Genomic DNA, 18,194 nt, shown 5'->3' on the forward strand with positions numbered 1-18,194 from the left:
AAAAAATATTTTAAAATAAATAGCTAAAAAATATTTTAAAATAAATAGCTAAAAAATATTTTAAAATAAATAGCTAAAAAGAATTTAAAATAAAAAGATAAATAGATTTTTAATCTATTTGTTTAATAAAATCTTTTTTAATGCATTAATATCTGCATCGATTTTAGTAGGTTCAACACAAGCATCGATAGCTGTATTAGGATCTTTAAGTAAATGTCCAGTAACAATACATACAACTTGTTCGCCTTTATCAATTACTCCTTCAGCAACAAGTTTTTTAAGACCTGCGATTGAAGCAGCAGATGCTGGTTCAACACCAATTCCTTCTTTTCTTGCAAGTTCTTTTTGAGCATCTAAAATCTCATCATCATTAACAGTTTCTGCATAACCATTAGAGTCATAAATTGCCCTTAAAGCTTTAGTTGAACTTACTGGAGCCCCTATTCTAATAGCTGTAGCTATAGTTTCAGGATTTTCAGTAGGCACTAACTCCATAGTTTTTTTCCTAAATGCATCCACAATAGGACATGCTCCTTCAGCTTGAATACCAGTCATCATAGGTAAATTTTCAACAAAACCTGCCTTATAAAATTCAGTTACACCTTTCCATATTGCAGAAATATTTCCTGCATTACCTACAGGAAGTATAATCCTATCTGGAGATTTCCATCCAAGTTCATGGACAATCTCGAATCCAATGGATTTCTGTCCTTCAAGCCTATAAGGATTAATAGAATTAAGAAGATATAAATGTTTTTCAAGAGCAAGTGCAGTTATAGCTTCAAGTGCTTCATCAAAATTTCCATTAACTGAAAGCACACGAGCTCCATGGAACATAGCCTGAGCTAATTTTCCAAGGGCAACTTTACCACTTGGAAGAAGTACAACACACTGAAGACCAGCTCTAGCTGCATAAGCTGCAAGTGATGCAGAAGTATTACCTGTAGAAGCACATCCAACAGTGTCCACACCAAGCTCCATAGCTTTTGTCATTCCAACACTCATACCCCTATCTTTAAAACTTCCAGTAGGATTTGAGCCTTCAACTTTAACATATAGCTCAATTCCAAGTTCTTTACCTAGCTTATCACATTTGCAAAAAGGAGTTCCGCCTTCGTCTAATGAAACTATCTTATTTTCATCAACAGGCATGAGTTCTTTATATTTCCATAGTGTATCTTTCCTACAATCAAAAATGTCCTTTGAGATATCTAAACTTTCAATATCTATATCTACTTCTAGTACAGAGCCACATTCTTTACAGTTATAAATAACTTCATTATCATCATATTTTGCATTACAGTTTACACATACAATCATAAAACCACTTTGATATAAAACCACTTTAATATGGAAACAATATCAATCTTAATTTAATTAAATTTAATTATAAAATTACTAATTATTATTTCTAGTATATTAATGTTATTTATTTCTAAATATATCAATATTATCCATTAAAATATCATCAATATAATATTAATATAATATTAATTTTTGATTATTTTTATAATTTAGATCATATTTTATAATATAGATTATTTTTAAAATCTAAATTATGTTTATAATATAAATTATTTTATAATATAACTTATTTTTAAAATCTAAATTATTTTTATAATATAAATTATTTTTACAATTTAAATAAAATCATATATCATACAACATTATGTTATTTTTTTTATTGATAATATTATATAAGTTTATTTTATAATTCTAATTATTCAATTAATTAAAGATCACATTATAATTAAAATATAAATTAATATTAAAAAATTATATTAAAATAAAAAAATATTATTAAAATAAAATATTATTAAAATGAAAATAAGGATATTAAAATGAAAAATAATAGGAAAAATAATAGTAAAATAATTAAAATATAAATTAATATTAAAAAATATTATTGAAATAGAATATTATTAAAATAAAAAAATAATCGGAAAATAAAAAATAAAAATAAATTATAACTCACTAAATAGCCATACAATATTTAATAAAATTAAATAAAAAGATTAGCTATACTTATAGTAAGATATGCTTCAATAAAAGCAGCTATAACAAGTAAAATAGCTGAAAATCCTAATAAAGCTAATGATTGAGTAAGTCTATCAATATTATTATTTAGTGAATTAGTTATCCTGTGTTTTACTGATATTTTAACCTCATCTGAAATAGCTTTTGGATAGGCAATATCTTTTATAAATTCAACTAAAAATTTAAACATTACAAAACCACTTGCTCCTGCAATAATAATAGCAGGAATCTCAAATATTCCATGAGGAAGTGTTAAAAGTAAAAATGAATACAAAGGCATCTTTGTTGCAAAATATCCAATGAAAACACCATTAGTAATCAAAACAGAAGCTGTGATTAAACAAAAGGTAATAGCTCCACAATATAATATTATTCCAACATATATATTATTGAAAAAGATTGAATTATGTGTTAACTGAATATCTCCTTGTTGAACTCTTTCACGAAAAGAGTTAACCATCGGATTCATAGCCCCTGAAATATAAGGTGCAAAGAAGTATCCGAAAAACATTGGAATTAAAAATAACAAAGCTGAAAATAGAATTATAAATCTGTTCTCTGAAAATGCATTCTTCAGCTCATTCCATAAAATAGAAAAATAATGTTTAATATTCTGCAGTATATCACCTATTAATAAATTTAATTAATTTAAGAAATATTATTTATATTTTTAAACTAATTTTAAATAAATTACTATATTAGTAAACTATCATATAAAAATATTAGTTTTGTATTATAAATATAAAAATTAAAAATTCTTGAAAAATTCATACCTAAAATATAATTCATAAAATTTATATTTAAATCATAATTTCAGAAATATTTAATATTATAAAAGAGTTTTTGCAATCTCTAATGATTCTTCTCTTTTATCTGATAGCTTTTCAAAAAAATCTTTCATTTTTTCTGCAGTAAGTGATTTACATTCACCGCAAAGTAAAGTTCCGTTTTTACAATTTTCATAAACACTTTTAAGTTCATCATCATCTTCAATCAAATGATAAACTAACATTTCATAAACAACACAATGATCTGGACAACCACCAAGTTTTTTCTGCTCATCTAAACTTTCACGGCCTCCTGTTTTAGCTGATTTAACTTTTTTCTCAGCTTCTTTTGGAGTATCATTTAAGTAAATAGCTGTTTTCGGATCACTGCTTGACATTTTACCACCAGTAAGTCCTGTAAGAAACCTATGATATGTTGAAGCAGGAGGAATAAATCCATCTTGAGATTTAAATCTATCAGCAAGGTCCCTAGTTAATCTTATATGAGGGTCTTGGTCAACACCAACAGGTACAACCACATTTTTTGGACCACCATATTCTTCAATTTGAGGAAGTAAAATATCAGCTACTTGAACAATAGGAGCATATAAATGAGACATACTTGTAGACTGAGAAAACCCATATATAGCTTTTAATTCATTAAAGTTTACTTTCTTAGATAATTTGAATGATAAATCTTTAACAGGGTTGTGTTCTGATTGAAGATAAACAAGAACATTTTCATCAGTTAAATCAAGTCCCAATGCAATATAATTAGATAAATATTCAGTAACAGCCATTTCTTTCGCTTGTTTAAAGTCAATTCCTCTTGCACCATAAGATTCCATATCAGCTATAGGAAGAGATAAATTTCCTCCCCTTTCTAAATACCATTTAAGTTGATCTACAACCATTTTATGGCCAATATGCATTTTTCCACTAGGCATCATTCCAGATACGACAGCGAATTCTTTATTTTCATTGACCAAAGGAACCATTTTCTCAAAGTCTCTGTGGCCAAATATAACTCCCCTAGTCATGAGAGGAAGAGGATCTTTAATATCTTTTAATATATTTGAGAATTTTTTTATTCCGAACTTATTTACTAATTTATCATAATCAACAGATGATGATGCCCATGGATCAATCAAAAAAAATCACCTTAACTTAAATCTGACTTGAATAATTCTTATATTTTATCTAATTATTCTTTATTTTACTTTAAAAAGTTTATTTTGCACTAAATACGATTATATTTTATGATATAGATTATAATTATATTTTAAAAGTATAATTTTATAATTATTTTTATAATTATTTTTTAAATTATAATTTATGAAATAGATTATAGCTATTTTTTTAAATTATAATTTTATAATTATTTTTATAATTATTTTTATAATTATTTTTTAAATTATAATTTGTGAAATAGATTATAGCTATTTTTTAAAAGTATATTTTAAATTACTAATTATGGTCTAGTCCATTCAATTTTATAGTAAGTTATATCTTCTTCGTCATCTACAACAGCCATTAAAAGCTTCTTTTTAACACCATGTGATACTCTTATATAGCTAGCAAAGTCTAAAGCATTGATATCATAATCTTCATGAATGATTTTTACTAAATAATCTGAATGTCCCTCTCCAGGAGATTTTCCTCTTTCATAGAGTCTAAATTCAGAACCATATTTAAAACCAGTTTTAATGATATATCCTCTTTCTTTCAAATCTTTGTATACACAATATTTTGCATAATTCCCTTTTTTCTTAATAATTTCCCTGAAAGAGTTTATTTCTATCTTTTCATCAGAATCTGGATAATATATATTTAATCTTCCATTTTCCATTAAATAAAAAGCTTCAATAATAGAAAGCTCAAGAATATCATCATCAAGTTTTCCAAAACAGCTTTTTTGATTAAGAGAAATAGCTTTTTGATTAAGATTTTCTTTAATAGTTATAGTTACTATATCATCAGTTAAGCATCCACGCATTTAATACCTCAAAAACCATAGATAATTAATATTTCAAATTTTAAATCATTAATAATTAAAATAATGTCTTCTAATAATGTTTATATAAATATATATAATTAAAATTATATTTTCTAATAATTTTTATATAAATTCTTATAATTATTTTTATATAAAGTTTATAATAATTTTTATATAAATTTAATAAATGTTTATAAAATGTTTATAAATTTTTTATAAAATAATTGTATAAATTTAATATAATTTTTATAAAATATTTATGAAAATATTCATATAATATTTATATATAATTTAGTGTTTTTATATTTAATTTACTATTTTTTATCTAATCCTGTTATTCGAATACCAGCATAATGAGTTTTATTTTTAATGTTGAGGCCGATTAATAATGGAGTTATCTTTTCAACAATTTTAGTTCTGGATAATGGCCCACAATCAATTGCATTTACACCAGGAAGAAGATTAACAAGTTCCATAGCTTTTAATTTAGCTTTATTATTATCTCCACAAACTAAACAATCACAATCAATATCTTCCCCATGATTCATTAAACTTGAAGAAGAGATATTACTGTATGCAGATACAATATCAACATTTTTACCTTTCAATATAGCAACGGTTCTCTCAGCAGCAGAACCTTCCCATACTTCTATAAATTCAATTGGAGAACCTCCAATATTAGAGCTAAGTGGAGCAGTAGCATCAATTATAATTTTACCATCAACATGGTCTTTTATGCTATCTAAAGTAGCTTTTTGAGCTTGTAAAGGAACAGTAAGGATAATTATATCTGCTAAAACAGCAGCATCAGGATTACTTAAACCTTCTAAATTTTTAATATTGGTTTGACCTAAAAGATTTTCAATTTCTGAAACAGCATTTTCAGCTTTTTCAGCTTTTCTTGAACCAATAACTACATCTTCACCTATTTTAGCATATCTCATAGCTAAACCTAAACCTTGGTCTCCAGTCCCACCTATAATAGCAATTTTCATATTTTGATCCTCATAAATATTATTTTTCTATTGATTATCTATTAATTAATATAATCAATAATATAATTGACATGGTTAATATAGATAATAAATAATATATTAATATAAAAAATATATTAACAATCAATACAAATTTAGTAACCAATATAAATTTAATAATCAATATAAATTATAAATTTTATATCAAGCATTAATAATATTAAGACATATTCAATGATATTAATCCCAGATTTTAATATTTTTAATTATAATATTTTAGATATTTATTCTATGCTAAATATTTTTATATTAAATATAAAAAATATTAATTTAAAATAAAGCATATTCTAAAAGAATAATATGTCTTTTTAGAAATTTGTTAAACTCCCTTAATAAATATTACTTTTAATTTAAATTAAAAATTAATATTAAAAATAAAATTGAATAAAAATTTAATTAAAAAAACTAAAAAATCAATGAAATGAAAAGAATGATTTTAAATTTAAAATAGAATTTTTATATGATATGTGAATAAAAGGTTTTTGTAATGTTTAAAGAGCTTAATACATTAAAATCAGAAGAAAATATTTTAAAAAAAGATTTAATGATAACTATTAAAAATTTAGCTAATACAATTTCAGTTCATGATCTTATGTTAGCTACTGCCATATTAAGAGATGAAGGAAAATATGTTACAGCAAGTTATAGAGAATCTTATCTTGAAATATATATAAAATATTTTATTATGAGAATAAAAGATGTAAAAGCAGATAAAAATAGCTATAATTTGGAAATCGATAACAAAGAAGATTTTTCACAAGCTATTGAATTACTAGAAGCCCAATTCAACAACAAAGAATTATATAAAAATGAAAATGATAAATTCCCAATAATTTATACAGTTATTGGTTTATATACTACTTTTATATTAAATGAACCAATTCACCCAAAAGGAACTCCTTTTCCAGGTAATTTAAAAGTTACTTATAAAGATAATACATATTTTTGTCCTGTAAAAGACAAACAAAAAGAAAACCCCAATGCAGTATGCAGATTTTGCATAGCTAAACAAACTGAGTAAATGGTATTTTTAAAAGGATTATGGTTTATTAGGGAGAAATAAAACTAAGAAGATGATTAAAGTATAAATTTTAAAAAGAAAAAATGGCTTTTTTATATACTAAAAATCATGAAATGAGGAATAATTTCAATCTTAATATAGTCTGATTTTAATAAATAATTTATTCATCTCTATCATACCTTTAGTAATTTCAATCCTAATATAGTCTGATTTTAATCAATAAAAAGATATATTGATTATAAGATAGATAGATTTCAATCCTAATATAGTCTGATTTTAATCCATATCACATGATACTTAGAGGGGCTTATGCTACATTTCAATCCTAATATAGTCTGATTTTAATCTTTTTTAGTAAAAGGTCAATGGATTAGTTTTATGATTTCAATCCTAATATAGTCTGATTTTAATACTTGAACCCCTCGCCATTGATTACTCCCAAACTAATTTCAATCCTAATATAGTCTGATTTTAATAAACAAATGCTTCAGGTAAATAAGGTAATTGTTTACGAATTTCAATCCTAATATAGTCTGATTTTAATTCCTAAACCAGGTAATATGGGTATGTTTGAGGACATTATTTCAATCCTAATATAGTCTGATTTTAATTAAATCAGTAGCAGCTGATTTAGCAATAGCTACACTATTTTGATTTGAAATATAGTCTGATTTTAATTAAATCAGTAGGTAAAACAGCACAACAGCGAACTTTATTTCAATCCTAATATAGTCTGATTTTAATGTTTTATATTGTTAGTGCCTTTTTGTAGTGTTTTTGATTTCAATCCTAATATATTCTGATTTTAATTGAATCAAAGAATCCGATTGAGTCTTTTAAAAAACAAATTTCAATCCTAATATAGTCTGATTTTAATAATTTCGCTAAAAGTCTATTATGGAGGTTTTTTTAAATTTCAATCCTAATATAGTCTGATTTTAATTGTTTACTACTTGGTTGTTGTCTATGAATGCTGATTTCAATCCTAATATAGTCTGATTTTAATAGTTTCAATATTTTTTAATGAACATTCAATTATTTTATATTTCAATCCTAATATAGTCTGATTTTAATAGTAGATACTATAATCTTTAGTGCGAATGAATATATGTAATTTCAATCCTAATATAGTCTGATTTTAATACACATTTCACTCATTCAATCACCTTGGTTCATATACATTTCAATCCTAATATAGTCTGATTTTAATAAAATAACTAATTTAATAAGAATGGATATAGATATTTCAATCCTAATATAGTCTGATTTTAATTATAATAAGAAGGAGGTTCTGTTACTCATTTTATTTATTTCAATCCTAATATAGTCTGATTTTAATTATATATTCAATTTAAATTTAAATCAATTTACATTTCAATCCTAATATAGTCTGATTTTAATCCTTCACCTTTTTTACCACTATTTTTATTAGTTTATTTCAATCCTAATATAGTCTGATTTTAATTTTCACCTAGACTATAACCTGTTAAACTTTCATCTTCTATTTCAATCCTAATATAGTCTGATTTTAATCATCCTCATATAATATTTCTCCTATGGGTAATCTTATTTCAATCCTAATATAGTCTGATTTTAATATCTAAATCGACCAGTTACTGTTAGCACTAGTGAATTTCAATCCTAATATAGTCTGATTTTAATGGAAAAGAAGATAACGCACCCTTTGCCATTTACAGTAATTTCAATCCTAATATAGTCTGATTTTAATTTGCTGTGGTAGCTTCAGGACTGCAACAGGTGTAATAATTTCAATCCTAATATAGTCTGATTTTAATCTGCGAGTATTGCTTTTTCAACTCTTGCTTTATTTCAATCCTAATATAGTCTGATTTTAATCTCACCATAACCATTACCAATATTTTGTTGGTTAAAAATTTCAATCCTAATATAGTCTGATTTTAATTTAGGTAACTTGTAATATTTTCTAATATTTTTCGATTTCAATCCTAATATAGTCTGATTTTAATAAAGATGTATGTGTTTTAAAATATAGTAAAACAATTAAATTTCAATCCTAATATAGTCTGATTTTAATCATAAAGTCCATAATCATAATTCAATATAGTAACATTTCAATCCTAATATAGTCTGATTTTAATACACCAAACGGTATCGATCTAAGGATCGATTCTTTAATTTCAATCCTAATATAGTCTGATTTTAATATCATTCTTATAAAAAACACGTTAGGTGATATTTAATTTCAATCCTAATATAGTCTGATTTTAATGCATTACTACCCCCCCAAAGTTTAGGAGTATTATAACATTTCAATCCTAATATAGTCTGATTTTAATTAGTTTCTTGAATATATGCTTTCTTAATTGGTTTAATATTTCAATCCTAATATAGTCTGATTTTAATTAGACGATGAATTAACGTGGTGATAACTTATGAAATTTCAATCCTAATATAGTCTGATTTTAATATTCTGTGAAGTCGGAAATTAATTTTAATTTCCATATTTATTTCAATCCTAATATAGTCTGATTTTAATAGGGTGAAAAATTTTGCTAAATTCCCTATAAATGGTTCTAATTTCTCCTATCAAACATTTATATTTTTCTATCGTTAATAGAGTTGATATTTTAAATGCTTTAACGATGAACAAATAATAAATATTTAACTAAAAAGATAAGGATAATTTACTTAAAATAAATTTTAGAGTATAATAACTCGATAAAACATTGAAACAAAGCAATATTTATTCTTTTAATTAATATGAATTACAATAATAACAATATGAAATAAAGTAATAATAAAAAAATTAATAAAAACGAAACAAATGATACCAATAAAATGAAAAAATTGATTCAAAATAAGTTTTTAATTACTATTTAGCGTGTTAATTCAAAGAATCCCTTCAATAGGAGATTTTTCAATACCCAATATCTCCCTTTGCATTGCTTCTTCCATTCTTAGTTTATAAATAATAATTGAATCTTCATCAGTATTTATTAAATCAATTAATCCAGAGACAATAATATTAAATTCACTTTTAGTAGCTTCTCCTTCAAAAACAGAATTTTGTATCCAATATAAATGTTGTCTAAGAAAACTCTTTACTTTATTTACTCTTTCAACTTTAATATCATAAACAATAATTAAATACATATTATCACTTTTTACTATAAAAAAAGTTACCACCATATGACAAAAGGATTATATTTTTTAGTTCCTAAAATATGTTTTACAAGTTTATAAGATTCTAATCTTATTAATCTTCTATAAGAAACTTTTTTATTCAGATCTCGGTGCTTAATAGTTTTTTCAAGCCTTTTATTGTATTCTTGAACAAATTTAGCTCTTCCTTTATCATTCAAAAGACAACAATTTAACTCTTGATCAAAATCTTTTTCAGATATCATATTTTTATTCACTAAATAAAAGATTAACCTATCTACAAAAATAGGCTTGAAAATTTCACTTAAATCCAATGATAAAGAGAATCTTCTTTCAGATGGTTCATGAAGAAATGAAATGGTAGGATTTAATTGAGTATTATAAATCTCAGTTAAAGTTGTTGAATACATCATTGAATTTCCAAAACTTATCAATGAATTAATCATATTTTTAGGAGGTTGTCTACTTCTACCTTCCATTTTAAAATTATCTGGAAGAATTTCATCAAACTTTTCATAATATTCTGCTCTAATTCTTCCTTCAACATTCATAATTTCAGTTATTAATTTACATGAATTTAAATCACTTAAAGTTTTATTTATAGAATTTTCTATTTTATAATAAGCTAAAACTTTCATTATATTTTTTGCAGCACCTTCAACAAATAATTTAGCTAATTCAATTCTTTTTACATTATTTAAATATGTTTCAGCCTGTTTAACAACTAAATCTCCAGATAAAAGTGTTTCACGAGGATAAAAGCTACCATTATAAAATCCATAATAATTAAAAAAATGAATTGGAATTCCTGATTTAGCAAAAAGACTTATTACTTGAGAAGATATTGTTATTTGACCATATGCATAAACAGAATAAATTTTATTAATAGGAATTGGTTTTTTACCTTTTTCATTAACAAAATAGATAGTATTTTCTTTTCTTTTCAATATTCCATCTGAAAGAAGATAGTAATTCTTTTTTGGCATTATAACACCTTATATCCAACATAATTCAAAGTAAGCACATTTTCGACAAATTTTTAGTTTTTTGGGTTTTGGGATTTCTGAATTTATGATTTCATTTATTTCTTGAATGATATTTTTAATTTCTTCTTCTTTTTCAAGAGTTAATTTAAATTTAATTTTTTTTCTAATTTTAGGATAATCAATATAACCAATTATATTATTAATGTCCTTTTCATTCTTTAGATAGTACATATAATATAATAACTGATATTCATGAGATTTTTCCATTTTAGGAGTTTTTTTAACCTCATGAATTTCTATATTTTTTCTTTTTTTAATAAAATCTACATTTATAAGGTTGTCTATTAGGTAGTCTTTTTCTCTTTTGTAGGTATTTTCATGGAGTTGTTTTCCAATAGAAACAGTATCAGATTCTTGTTCCATTTGAATGCTATGTGAAAAAAGCCATAATTTAGTTTTACAAATGAAAAAGTAATTAATCTGGGAGCCGTTAATTTTAAAATTTTTATTATTCATAATATTACATAATCTCTGTCATTGTAACATCATCATTTTTCTTAATTAAATCAAAATTAAATCCATTTTTCATAGAATATATACAATTTTCATCAGTACCTACCATATTTTCTGGAATTTTATAGAAATAATATGATGGTTTAAGATTATATTCACTTATAAAATTTTCAAAATCAGATTCAGCACCTGAAACCTGAAAAATAAATTTATATAAAATAGATGAAAATTCTTTTCTAAATATTTTTTTAGAATTAATATTACTTTTGAACTCTTCTATTGATTTTTCATAGTGTTCTATTAAAATAGATCCATCAATTATATTATCTTTTATGAAACGCTTATTATATTTGTTTTCTATACTTTTAAGATATAGTATTTCTTTTAAAGAAAAAATAAATTTGTCTTCGTTATAATTATAAAACTCAGTTAGACAAACAGTGTCAATTTCTTCTATATTTGTATTTAATTCATTATCATTAACTAAAATATCTAATTTAGTTGAAATAAAAAATGAATATTGACTTATCCCTTTATTATCTATAATATGTATTCCTGTATTCTTATCCATGATCTTTGAATATTTTAGCAAGTCCCAATTTTCAATATTATCTCTATCAGTTTTAACAAAATTTTCTTCATTATCATCTGAAATGTTGTTTATTATCTTAGAAATTGATTCATAATATTTTAAGACATCAAAATAATTATAATTATAATTCTCATTAATTAAATTCATTGTTTCTTTAATTCGTGTTTCAGATTCTTCTTTTTTATAAATGTATTTATAATCAGGAGATTCATTTCTTCTTTTTAAGTTAATTAAATAGATATTTCCCATTATATTAGAATCATCAAATCTTTTATTCAACTCTCGACTTCTATTACATCTCCCACGAATTTGTTCAATTGAATCAAGAGGTGCGAAATCCCTAATAACAAAATCAAAACTAACATCCACACCAGCTTCAATACTTTGAGTACTAACTAAAACATATTTCTCATTATCCATGTTATTAATTTTATAAATTATTTTTTTCTTTTCTGATGGTATTATTGTAGAATTCAATAAGTCAATTTTGAAACCATATTCCTCTTTTAAATCAAATAATTCATCATAAACTAATTTAGATGATTTAATTGTATTTAATGTAATTAAACATTTATTATAACCATTATTAAAATTTTCTTCTAAAATATCTGTGAAATAAGTTATATCTCCATTTTCTAAATTTAATTCAACTAAATTATTTTTTACTTCAGTTCTATCAAATAATTTATGTGAAATATATTTTGCAGGTTCATTTATTAAATTAATATAATCATAGTTAAAAGAAACGTCTTTGCTAAGTTTTAAATCACTAAAATTAGGTAATGTTGCACTCATTATAATAAAATATATGTTATAATTTAAAGAAAGCTCATTAATCAGATAATACAAACTTGTCCAGTTTTTAAGTGGAAGAGATTGGACTTCATCTAAAATAATAACAGAATTAGTTAATGAAGATAGATTGTATTTACTACTTTTTTTATTTTTAATTAGACAGTTAAAAATTGAAACAAATGTGGTACAAATAACAGGATAATCAAAAAAACTATCTTTCCATATTATCTCTGATTTGTTATCATCTGTTTCTTGTGAAAATATACTCTCTGTAGCATGATAAATTTTTCTAATTTCTCCATTATCTTCATTCAAGTTAAAATTATCTTTTATAACATCATAATTTTGTTCAATAATATTAATAAATGGCATAGCATAAATTATTCTATTAATATCTGTTTTTTTCAGAATATCTAATGCAAGTTTCATTGATGTATTAGTTTTTCCCCCACCAGTAGGCATATTAAGGTAAAATATTCTTTTGTTTTTATCATTTTTTAAAGATTCATTAAGATTTAATGAGGATTCCTTCAACATTTCTTTTCTTAAATCATTAATGTCTTTTAAGTTGGATATTTCATTATTTGAAATTAAATCTTCAGGAGAAATAACTTTACAAGATTTATTATATTCTAACTTAAGAAATTGTTGATTCATTTTACCGTATAATATATTGTCAATTCGATTATTCCATCTTTTGGACTTTATTTTCACTTCATCAATAGTTTTATCAGAATAAGAACTAGCAACCACATCAGAAGTAACTAAAAGAGAATAGATATATGAATAAAAAAAAGATATTTTGGTGTCATGATTTTCTTTTAAAAATTCATGTAAATTATCTTGCAGTTTTTGGTATTCAATTTGACAACTTTCATTTTCGTTAATGTATCCAGAAAAAAGAGAAAATGTATCAATATAATTATTTAAATCATATGCAAAATTATACTCATTTAAAACATCTTTTAAATCAGTATGGTGTCCATATATTATATATGGCAACAAAAGAAGAATTATATTATTTTCATTATTAAATAGTCCTTTATTTAATAAATGTGAAGTAAATAATAAAGAACTTATGTAAGAATGTTTAGACTCGATTTGATTAATATATTCATTAAAACCATATTTTTCTAGTTTATATTTAATATCATTATTTAATTTATTTATTTGAAAATTAAAAGATATTTTGGCAATATCATGAAAATATATCATGTCATACAAACATTTTTCAAAATCTTCAAAATTTAAATTTATGAAATTATTTTCAAAAAAATAAGTATAAAAATCTGTTAAAATATCTTTATTTTTTAATTTATCAAAGATAATTTTAGTTTTTGATAAATGATCACCTAAAAGTTCATTAGTATGACCCCATATATCAAGTTCATCATCATTTATTTTGAAAAAAGAAGATGAACAATCATATTTTAAATCATTGATATCCATTTATCTTCACCAATTTTAAATAATTCCATTTCTTCATTTTCTTTTAAAATTAAATTAGTGAAATAAGTATCGTCATTTTCAGCAGCATAAAAAGATATTGGAAGATATTCAAAGTTAACAAATTCATATCTTCTCACAGGATAATCTTTAATAACATATTCATAATGGCTTGCTAATTTAGTTATGTCCTCTTTAATTTTTCTAAAAATCCTTGTTGTTGTGGTTTGAGAATTCAAATCAATATTTTTAATTTTACTATTATCAATAATACCATAAATTTTTTCATTATGTCTGTAATTAGAATTTATACTTTTTGAATCTACACTTTGTAAAAATTCTTTAAATTCATAATTCAAGAAAAATTCATTCCTACCCATATATAAATTATAAACTGTTTTATTAGTTTTTATTTTAGTTAAAAAATCTTTTTCTTTTTCTTCAAATTCATCAGGAAAACTTAAATAAATTCTATAATATGGGTTTAAAAGAACATCTTGTCTTACATTAAGTAGTTCTGGCTCATTCCCATAATGAGAATTAAAAACAACTCTTTTAACTTTTAAATCAAAACAAGCTTTGACAGAAATTTTAACATCATATAATTCCTCAATTTTGTATTTTCTAATACCTTCTTCTTCATTATAATCATCAAAGTCGTATCCTAAAATAGCTGCAACCATTCCTATAATCGTTGTTTTTGGAGGGATTAAATAAGTTAATAATCCTCCAGTATTTGAAAAAGCTTTGCTAAAAGAACCAAAACTGCTCCAAATATCAAAAACAATGATATTTTTATATTTTCCCATGGAAAATCTCCTAAGATTTTAATCTGGATTAAACATTAGGTAAAAATTATTTCAAAAGTTCTTCTGGAGATTTACAAGAAATTTTTCTATTAGGTTCATCCCAATCTAAGTTTATTTCAATTTCAGAAGAATCTTTATAAATTTCAATTTGTTCAATGAAATTTTTATATTTTTTTAATTTTTTACTTAATAAAGAACTATCAATTTTTATTTTTTTATTCCGAGCATCTGATTTTTTTCTTTCAGACATATTTTCAATTTTTATTAATTCTTTCAATTCACCAATATTTAAAGCGGTTACTTTATCTTCACTTTCATTTTTGAATTTTATTAAAATTAATAATTTAGAATCAGTTTTTTTACTTGTGGATTTTCTTAAATTTGTCCCATACCAAAGAGATCTTTTAAATAGGTTTAAATCTTCTTCTTTAAGAAGTCCAGGATAGTTATTAGGATTGATTGTTATATCATAACTTATTATCGCATCATCAACAACTGCTTCTGAGCCAGTTGTAGTCTGTTTTCCATCATTTCCATCAGCAAACGGTGCTCCTATCTGTAATCTTTTTATTTGAGCATTATTTATATCTTTACCATAACTCAATTGAATTGGTCCATATATTTGTTTAGAATCAACATCTTTGAAAGTAAATGTTCCTCCAAACATTCTTACATCGGGACACTTAGATTTTATATTTTCAAAGCCATTTTCATTTTCATTATCTGGTTTAAAATACTTATTGTATATTGTATCCTTTGTTAAATATTTTGCATCACCTATTTCTGCATCATCAATTAATCTAGGATAAAAAAATACAAAATCTTCAACATCTTTTTTATTTTCAACATTAATTTTTTCAACACTTTCATGCATATATTTTCTAACATTGAACTTTATACATTTGTCAGTTGTAAAAACATTTCCATCAAAATTTCTTGGAGAATTATCTATAAAATCCCCATTAGGATTTCCCATAATAGTTTCAGTCAAATATATTCCTTGATAATAGTTTTTTATTTCATTAGTCATTTGTATCACCCTCACTTTCTTTTTTATCAGATTTCAATAAATTATCCGTATAATATCCAGTAAACATTAGTAATATATAATCTTCATAAGAAAATCCTTCAGGTTCATTAAAAATTGAATTAATATCATTTTCAAATACTTTGAAAATTAATTTACCCTTTTTACTCATTTTTTCAATATAAAAATTATTTTTTTGCAAAACTTCACTAACAAAAAGGTTATAAACATTATTTCTATTTACATTATTAATGAAATTAGAAAATACATCAGAATTTTTATTATTAGCTCTTTTAAAATTATCTATATATCTTAAAAATTGCCCAAGAAGATAATATTTTAAAGCAGGTTCTTCATTAACAATTTTACTAAAGTCGTCATTATCACTCTGTAATGATTCTTTTAACTTTTCAATTTTTTCCATTTCCATTATATCTTCACCTAAAAGTTCTTTTTTCAGCATGAAATAATAATTCAACCTTTTTAAAATCTCATAGTTTTTATTATATTTTTGTAATTTAATTATAGAATTATAAACAATATCATTTAACATATTTCTGTTTAGAGCATCTTCATTCAATTGATATATAAAATTAAAAATGGAATGCATATATTTAGAAAAAGTAGAGGTTAACCTATTATCAAAACCATTAAAAATTCCAGACTTACCTCTAAAATCTTTTGTATAAATTTCATAAAAATGGTATAATTTAGGATATTTATATTGCCCTTCTTCATCAATATCAACAAAGAAAGATGTGAATATATGTTCTAAATCAAAAATATTTTCAATTTTAGATTTTTCTTTTTTACCTTTTTTATAAGATTGATTTAAAAGATAGTTTAATTTATCATTACCATATAAGTTAATATTATCAAATTTCGCTAAATAAGATTTATAATTTTCAATGTATTTTTCAATTGTAATACCTTGCGTTGCTCTTTTATACACGGCCAAATCATAATTAAAGCCATTACTTTCTTTCATAAATTTATTTATTTTTTCAAAAGAAGATATTTCCTCATTAGATATTTTTAAAAAATCAGCATAATCCCCATTTACATTGATTGGGATAATTAAAATATTATTATTTTTATTTAAAATTTGTCTAAGTTTATCTTCGGCAAATTTTACATAATTTTCACATTTTTTACAAATTTTGAATTTAGAATTTTTTAGTTTGTTTTTATCTTTTAAAGTATAATTAAATAAATAAGCAGATTTATTTAAAGAGTAGCTACTCAATGTTGGAAAAGTAATAGTAGTGTTATCACAAAAATTACATTTGCTATTTTTTTCAGGAGTTATTTGTTGATTTCTATCTTTAAGGTATTTTATATAATAAAAGATTATATCATTAATTAAATCATTTTCTGAGTTAAAAAAACATGTTATTAAAAGATTTTTATTATAAATGTCTTTTTCTCTAATTTTTTCTGAGATAATTTCTTTATTATCATCCAAAAAGGAAAAATAATTATTTACTAACTCAATGATCTCTTTTTTATCTTTTTTATCAATGAAATTTTTTAATTTTTCTGGAAATTCATCATTTAAGTTATTAAATATTTCCTCAATAACATCTATAAATTCTTTATTCTTTAAATTAGCATCTCTTGAGCGTTTGAATTTATTATTAAATGTATTTAATTCTTTATCTTCATTGTTTTTAAGTTTTATTTGTAATAAAAAGGGTGTTGTAGCAGATAAATTTGAATTACTTGGAATTTTTATGCTTTGATCTGATACTGTTTTCATGTTTCTTTTAAAAATAGAATCATTATAGATATTAGGAGAATATTTTTCATATTCAACAATTTCATCATTGATTTTAAATTTCGCATTTTCAAATGAAACAGATAATATATAATCATCAGGTTTAATATCATTTCCAAAATCTGATAAATTATTTTTATCTAACCATTTACCAAATTCTATCATATCAGTTATCATAATATCCCTTCAATTAATTTTAAATTTTAGTTAAATTATAGTTATGAACTTGTTTGAATAATATAATATATAA

The 18,194-nt window shown here is 23.1% G+C and carries 13 protein-coding genes and 1 CRISPR repeat array; of the genes, 1 reads left to right on the forward strand and 12 read right to left on the reverse strand.

The features are described 5' to 3' along the window. Nucleotides 1-114 precede the first annotated feature (114 nt). From thrC to npdG, 5 genes are all read right to left on the reverse strand, one after another. A complete protein-coding gene (gene thrC / locus Q0087_RS00815) occupies nucleotides 115-1,320 on the reverse strand; it encodes a threonine synthase (RefSeq protein WP_297897346.1) in 1,206 nt (401 codons plus the stop codon). Nucleotides 1,321-2,002: 682 nt separating this feature from the next. After that, complete coding sequence (locus tag Q0087_RS00820; protein WP_297897349.1) at nucleotides 2,003-2,566, reverse strand: stage II sporulation protein M; 564 nt, start codon at nucleotides 2,564-2,566, stop codon at nucleotides 2,003-2,005. A gap of 300 nt (nucleotides 2,567-2,866) precedes the next feature. Then, nucleotides 2,867-3,955, reverse strand: coding sequence for a tryptophan--tRNA ligase (locus tag Q0087_RS00825; RefSeq protein WP_297897351.1), 1,089 nt, complete (start codon nucleotides 3,953-3,955; stop codon nucleotides 2,867-2,869). A 320-nt stretch (nucleotides 3,956-4,275) separates the two neighbouring features. Continuing rightward, a complete protein-coding gene (gene endA, locus Q0087_RS00830) occupies nucleotides 4,276-4,800 on the reverse strand; it encodes a tRNA-intron lyase (protein WP_297897353.1) in 525 nt (174 codons plus the stop codon). Nucleotides 4,801-5,114: 314 nt separating this feature from the next. Further along, entirely contained in the window at nucleotides 5,115-5,795 is a 681-nt protein-coding gene (gene npdG / locus Q0087_RS00835) for an NADPH-dependent F420 reductase (protein WP_297897356.1), read from the reverse strand. A gap of 526 nt (nucleotides 5,796-6,321) precedes the next feature. Between npdG and Q0087_RS00840 the strand changes: the two genes are divergently transcribed. Next, complete coding sequence (locus Q0087_RS00840; protein WP_297897359.1) at nucleotides 6,322-6,855, forward strand: DUF2115 domain-containing protein; 534 nt, start codon at nucleotides 6,322-6,324, stop codon at nucleotides 6,853-6,855. Between the two features lie 123 nt (nucleotides 6,856-6,978). Further along, nucleotides 6,979-9,373: direct repeats of the CRISPR family, unit length 30 nt; unit sequence ATTTCAATCCTAATATAGTCTGATTTTAAT. A 353-nt stretch (nucleotides 9,374-9,726) separates the two neighbouring features. Here the strand turns inward: Q0087_RS00840 and cas2 are convergent. Genes cas2 through Q0087_RS00875 form a run of 7 tightly spaced genes read right to left on the reverse strand, consistent with a single transcriptional unit; the run spans nucleotide 9,727 to nucleotide 18,121 of the window. Then, nucleotides 9,727-9,990 (reverse strand): CRISPR-associated endonuclease Cas2, encoded by a 264-nt coding sequence (gene cas2, locus Q0087_RS00845; RefSeq protein ID WP_297897362.1) that lies wholly within the window; start codon nucleotides 9,988-9,990, stop codon nucleotides 9,727-9,729. Nucleotides 9,991-10,016: 26 nt separating this feature from the next. Next, nucleotides 10,017-10,985: a type I-B CRISPR-associated endonuclease Cas1b gene (cas1b, locus tag Q0087_RS00850; RefSeq protein WP_297897365.1), complete on the reverse strand. Its 969-nt coding sequence runs from the start codon at nucleotides 10,983-10,985 to the stop codon at nucleotides 10,017-10,019. Between the two features lie 9 nt (nucleotides 10,986-10,994). Continuing rightward, the gene (gene cas4, locus Q0087_RS00855; RefSeq protein WP_297897368.1) at nucleotides 10,995-11,501 is read right to left on the reverse strand and encodes a CRISPR-associated protein Cas4; all 507 of its coding nucleotides are present in this window, start codon (nucleotides 11,499-11,501) and stop codon (nucleotides 10,995-10,997) included. A 4-nt stretch (nucleotides 11,502-11,505) separates the two neighbouring features. Continuing rightward, nucleotides 11,506-14,334 (reverse strand): CRISPR-associated helicase Cas3', encoded by a 2,829-nt coding sequence (gene cas3, locus Q0087_RS00860; protein WP_297897371.1) that lies wholly within the window; start codon nucleotides 14,332-14,334, stop codon nucleotides 11,506-11,508. After that, nucleotides 14,316-15,140, reverse strand: a complete 825-nt coding sequence (gene cas5, locus Q0087_RS00865) for a CRISPR-associated protein Cas5 (protein ID WP_297897373.1) — start codon at nucleotides 15,138-15,140, stop codon at nucleotides 14,316-14,318. The genes cas3 and cas5 overlap by 19 nt, the downstream gene beginning before the upstream one ends. 46 nt (nucleotides 15,141-15,186) lie before the next feature. Then, the gene (locus Q0087_RS00870; RefSeq protein WP_297897375.1) at nucleotides 15,187-16,170 is read right to left on the reverse strand and encodes a type I CRISPR-associated protein Cas7; all 984 of its coding nucleotides are present in this window, start codon (nucleotides 16,168-16,170) and stop codon (nucleotides 15,187-15,189) included. Then, nucleotides 16,163-18,121 carry a hypothetical protein gene (locus Q0087_RS00875; protein WP_297897378.1) on the reverse strand — a complete coding sequence of 653 codons (1,959 nt, stop codon included), beginning with the start codon at nucleotides 18,119-18,121 and terminating at the stop codon, nucleotides 16,163-16,165. Before Q0087_RS00875 ends, Q0087_RS00870 begins: the two co-directional genes overlap by 8 nt. Between the last annotated feature and the right edge of the window lie 73 nt (nucleotides 18,122-18,194).

It is taken from the genome of uncultured Methanobrevibacter sp. (assembly GCF_937881195.1).
Taxonomy (GTDB): domain Archaea; phylum Methanobacteriota; class Methanobacteria; order Methanobacteriales; family Methanobacteriaceae; genus Methanobinarius.

What these genes read in the sequence shown, in the direction of transcription:
- thrC (WP_297897346.1), bottom strand. Translation starts at nt 1,320, where the DNA reads ATGATTGTATGTGTAAACTGTAATGCAAAATATGATGATAATGAAGTT.
- endA (WP_297897353.1), bottom strand. Translation starts at nt 4,800, where the DNA reads ATGCGTGGATGCTTAACTGATGATATAGTAACTATAACTATTAAAGAA.
- npdG (WP_297897356.1), bottom strand. Translation starts at nt 5,795, where the DNA reads ATGAAAATTGCTATTATAGGTGGGACTGGAGACCAAGGTTTAGGTTTA.
- Q0087_RS00840 (WP_297897359.1), top strand. Translation starts at nt 6,322, where the DNA reads ATGTTTAAAGAGCTTAATACATTAAAATCAGAAGAAAATATTTTAAAA.
- cas2 (WP_297897362.1), bottom strand. Translation starts at nt 9,990, where the DNA reads ATGTATTTAATTATTGTTTATGATATTAAAGTTGAAAGAGTAAATAAA.
- cas1b (WP_297897365.1), bottom strand. Translation starts at nt 10,985, where the DNA reads ATGCCAAAAAAGAATTACTATCTTCTTTCAGATGGAATATTGAAAAGA.
- cas4 (WP_297897368.1), bottom strand. Translation starts at nt 11,501, where the DNA reads ATGAATAATAAAAATTTTAAAATTAACGGCTCCCAGATTAATTACTTT.
- cas3 (WP_297897371.1), bottom strand. Translation starts at nt 14,334, where the DNA reads ATGGATATCAATGATTTAAAATATGATTGTTCATCTTCTTTTTTCAAA.
- cas5 (WP_297897373.1), bottom strand. Translation starts at nt 15,140, where the DNA reads ATGGGAAAATATAAAAATATCATTGTTTTTGATATTTGGAGCAGTTTT.
- Q0087_RS00870 (WP_297897375.1), bottom strand. Translation starts at nt 16,170, where the DNA reads ATGACTAATGAAATAAAAAACTATTATCAAGGAATATATTTGACTGAA.
- Q0087_RS00875 (WP_297897378.1), bottom strand. Translation starts at nt 18,121, where the DNA reads ATGATAACTGATATGATAGAATTTGGTAAATGGTTAGATAAAAATAAT.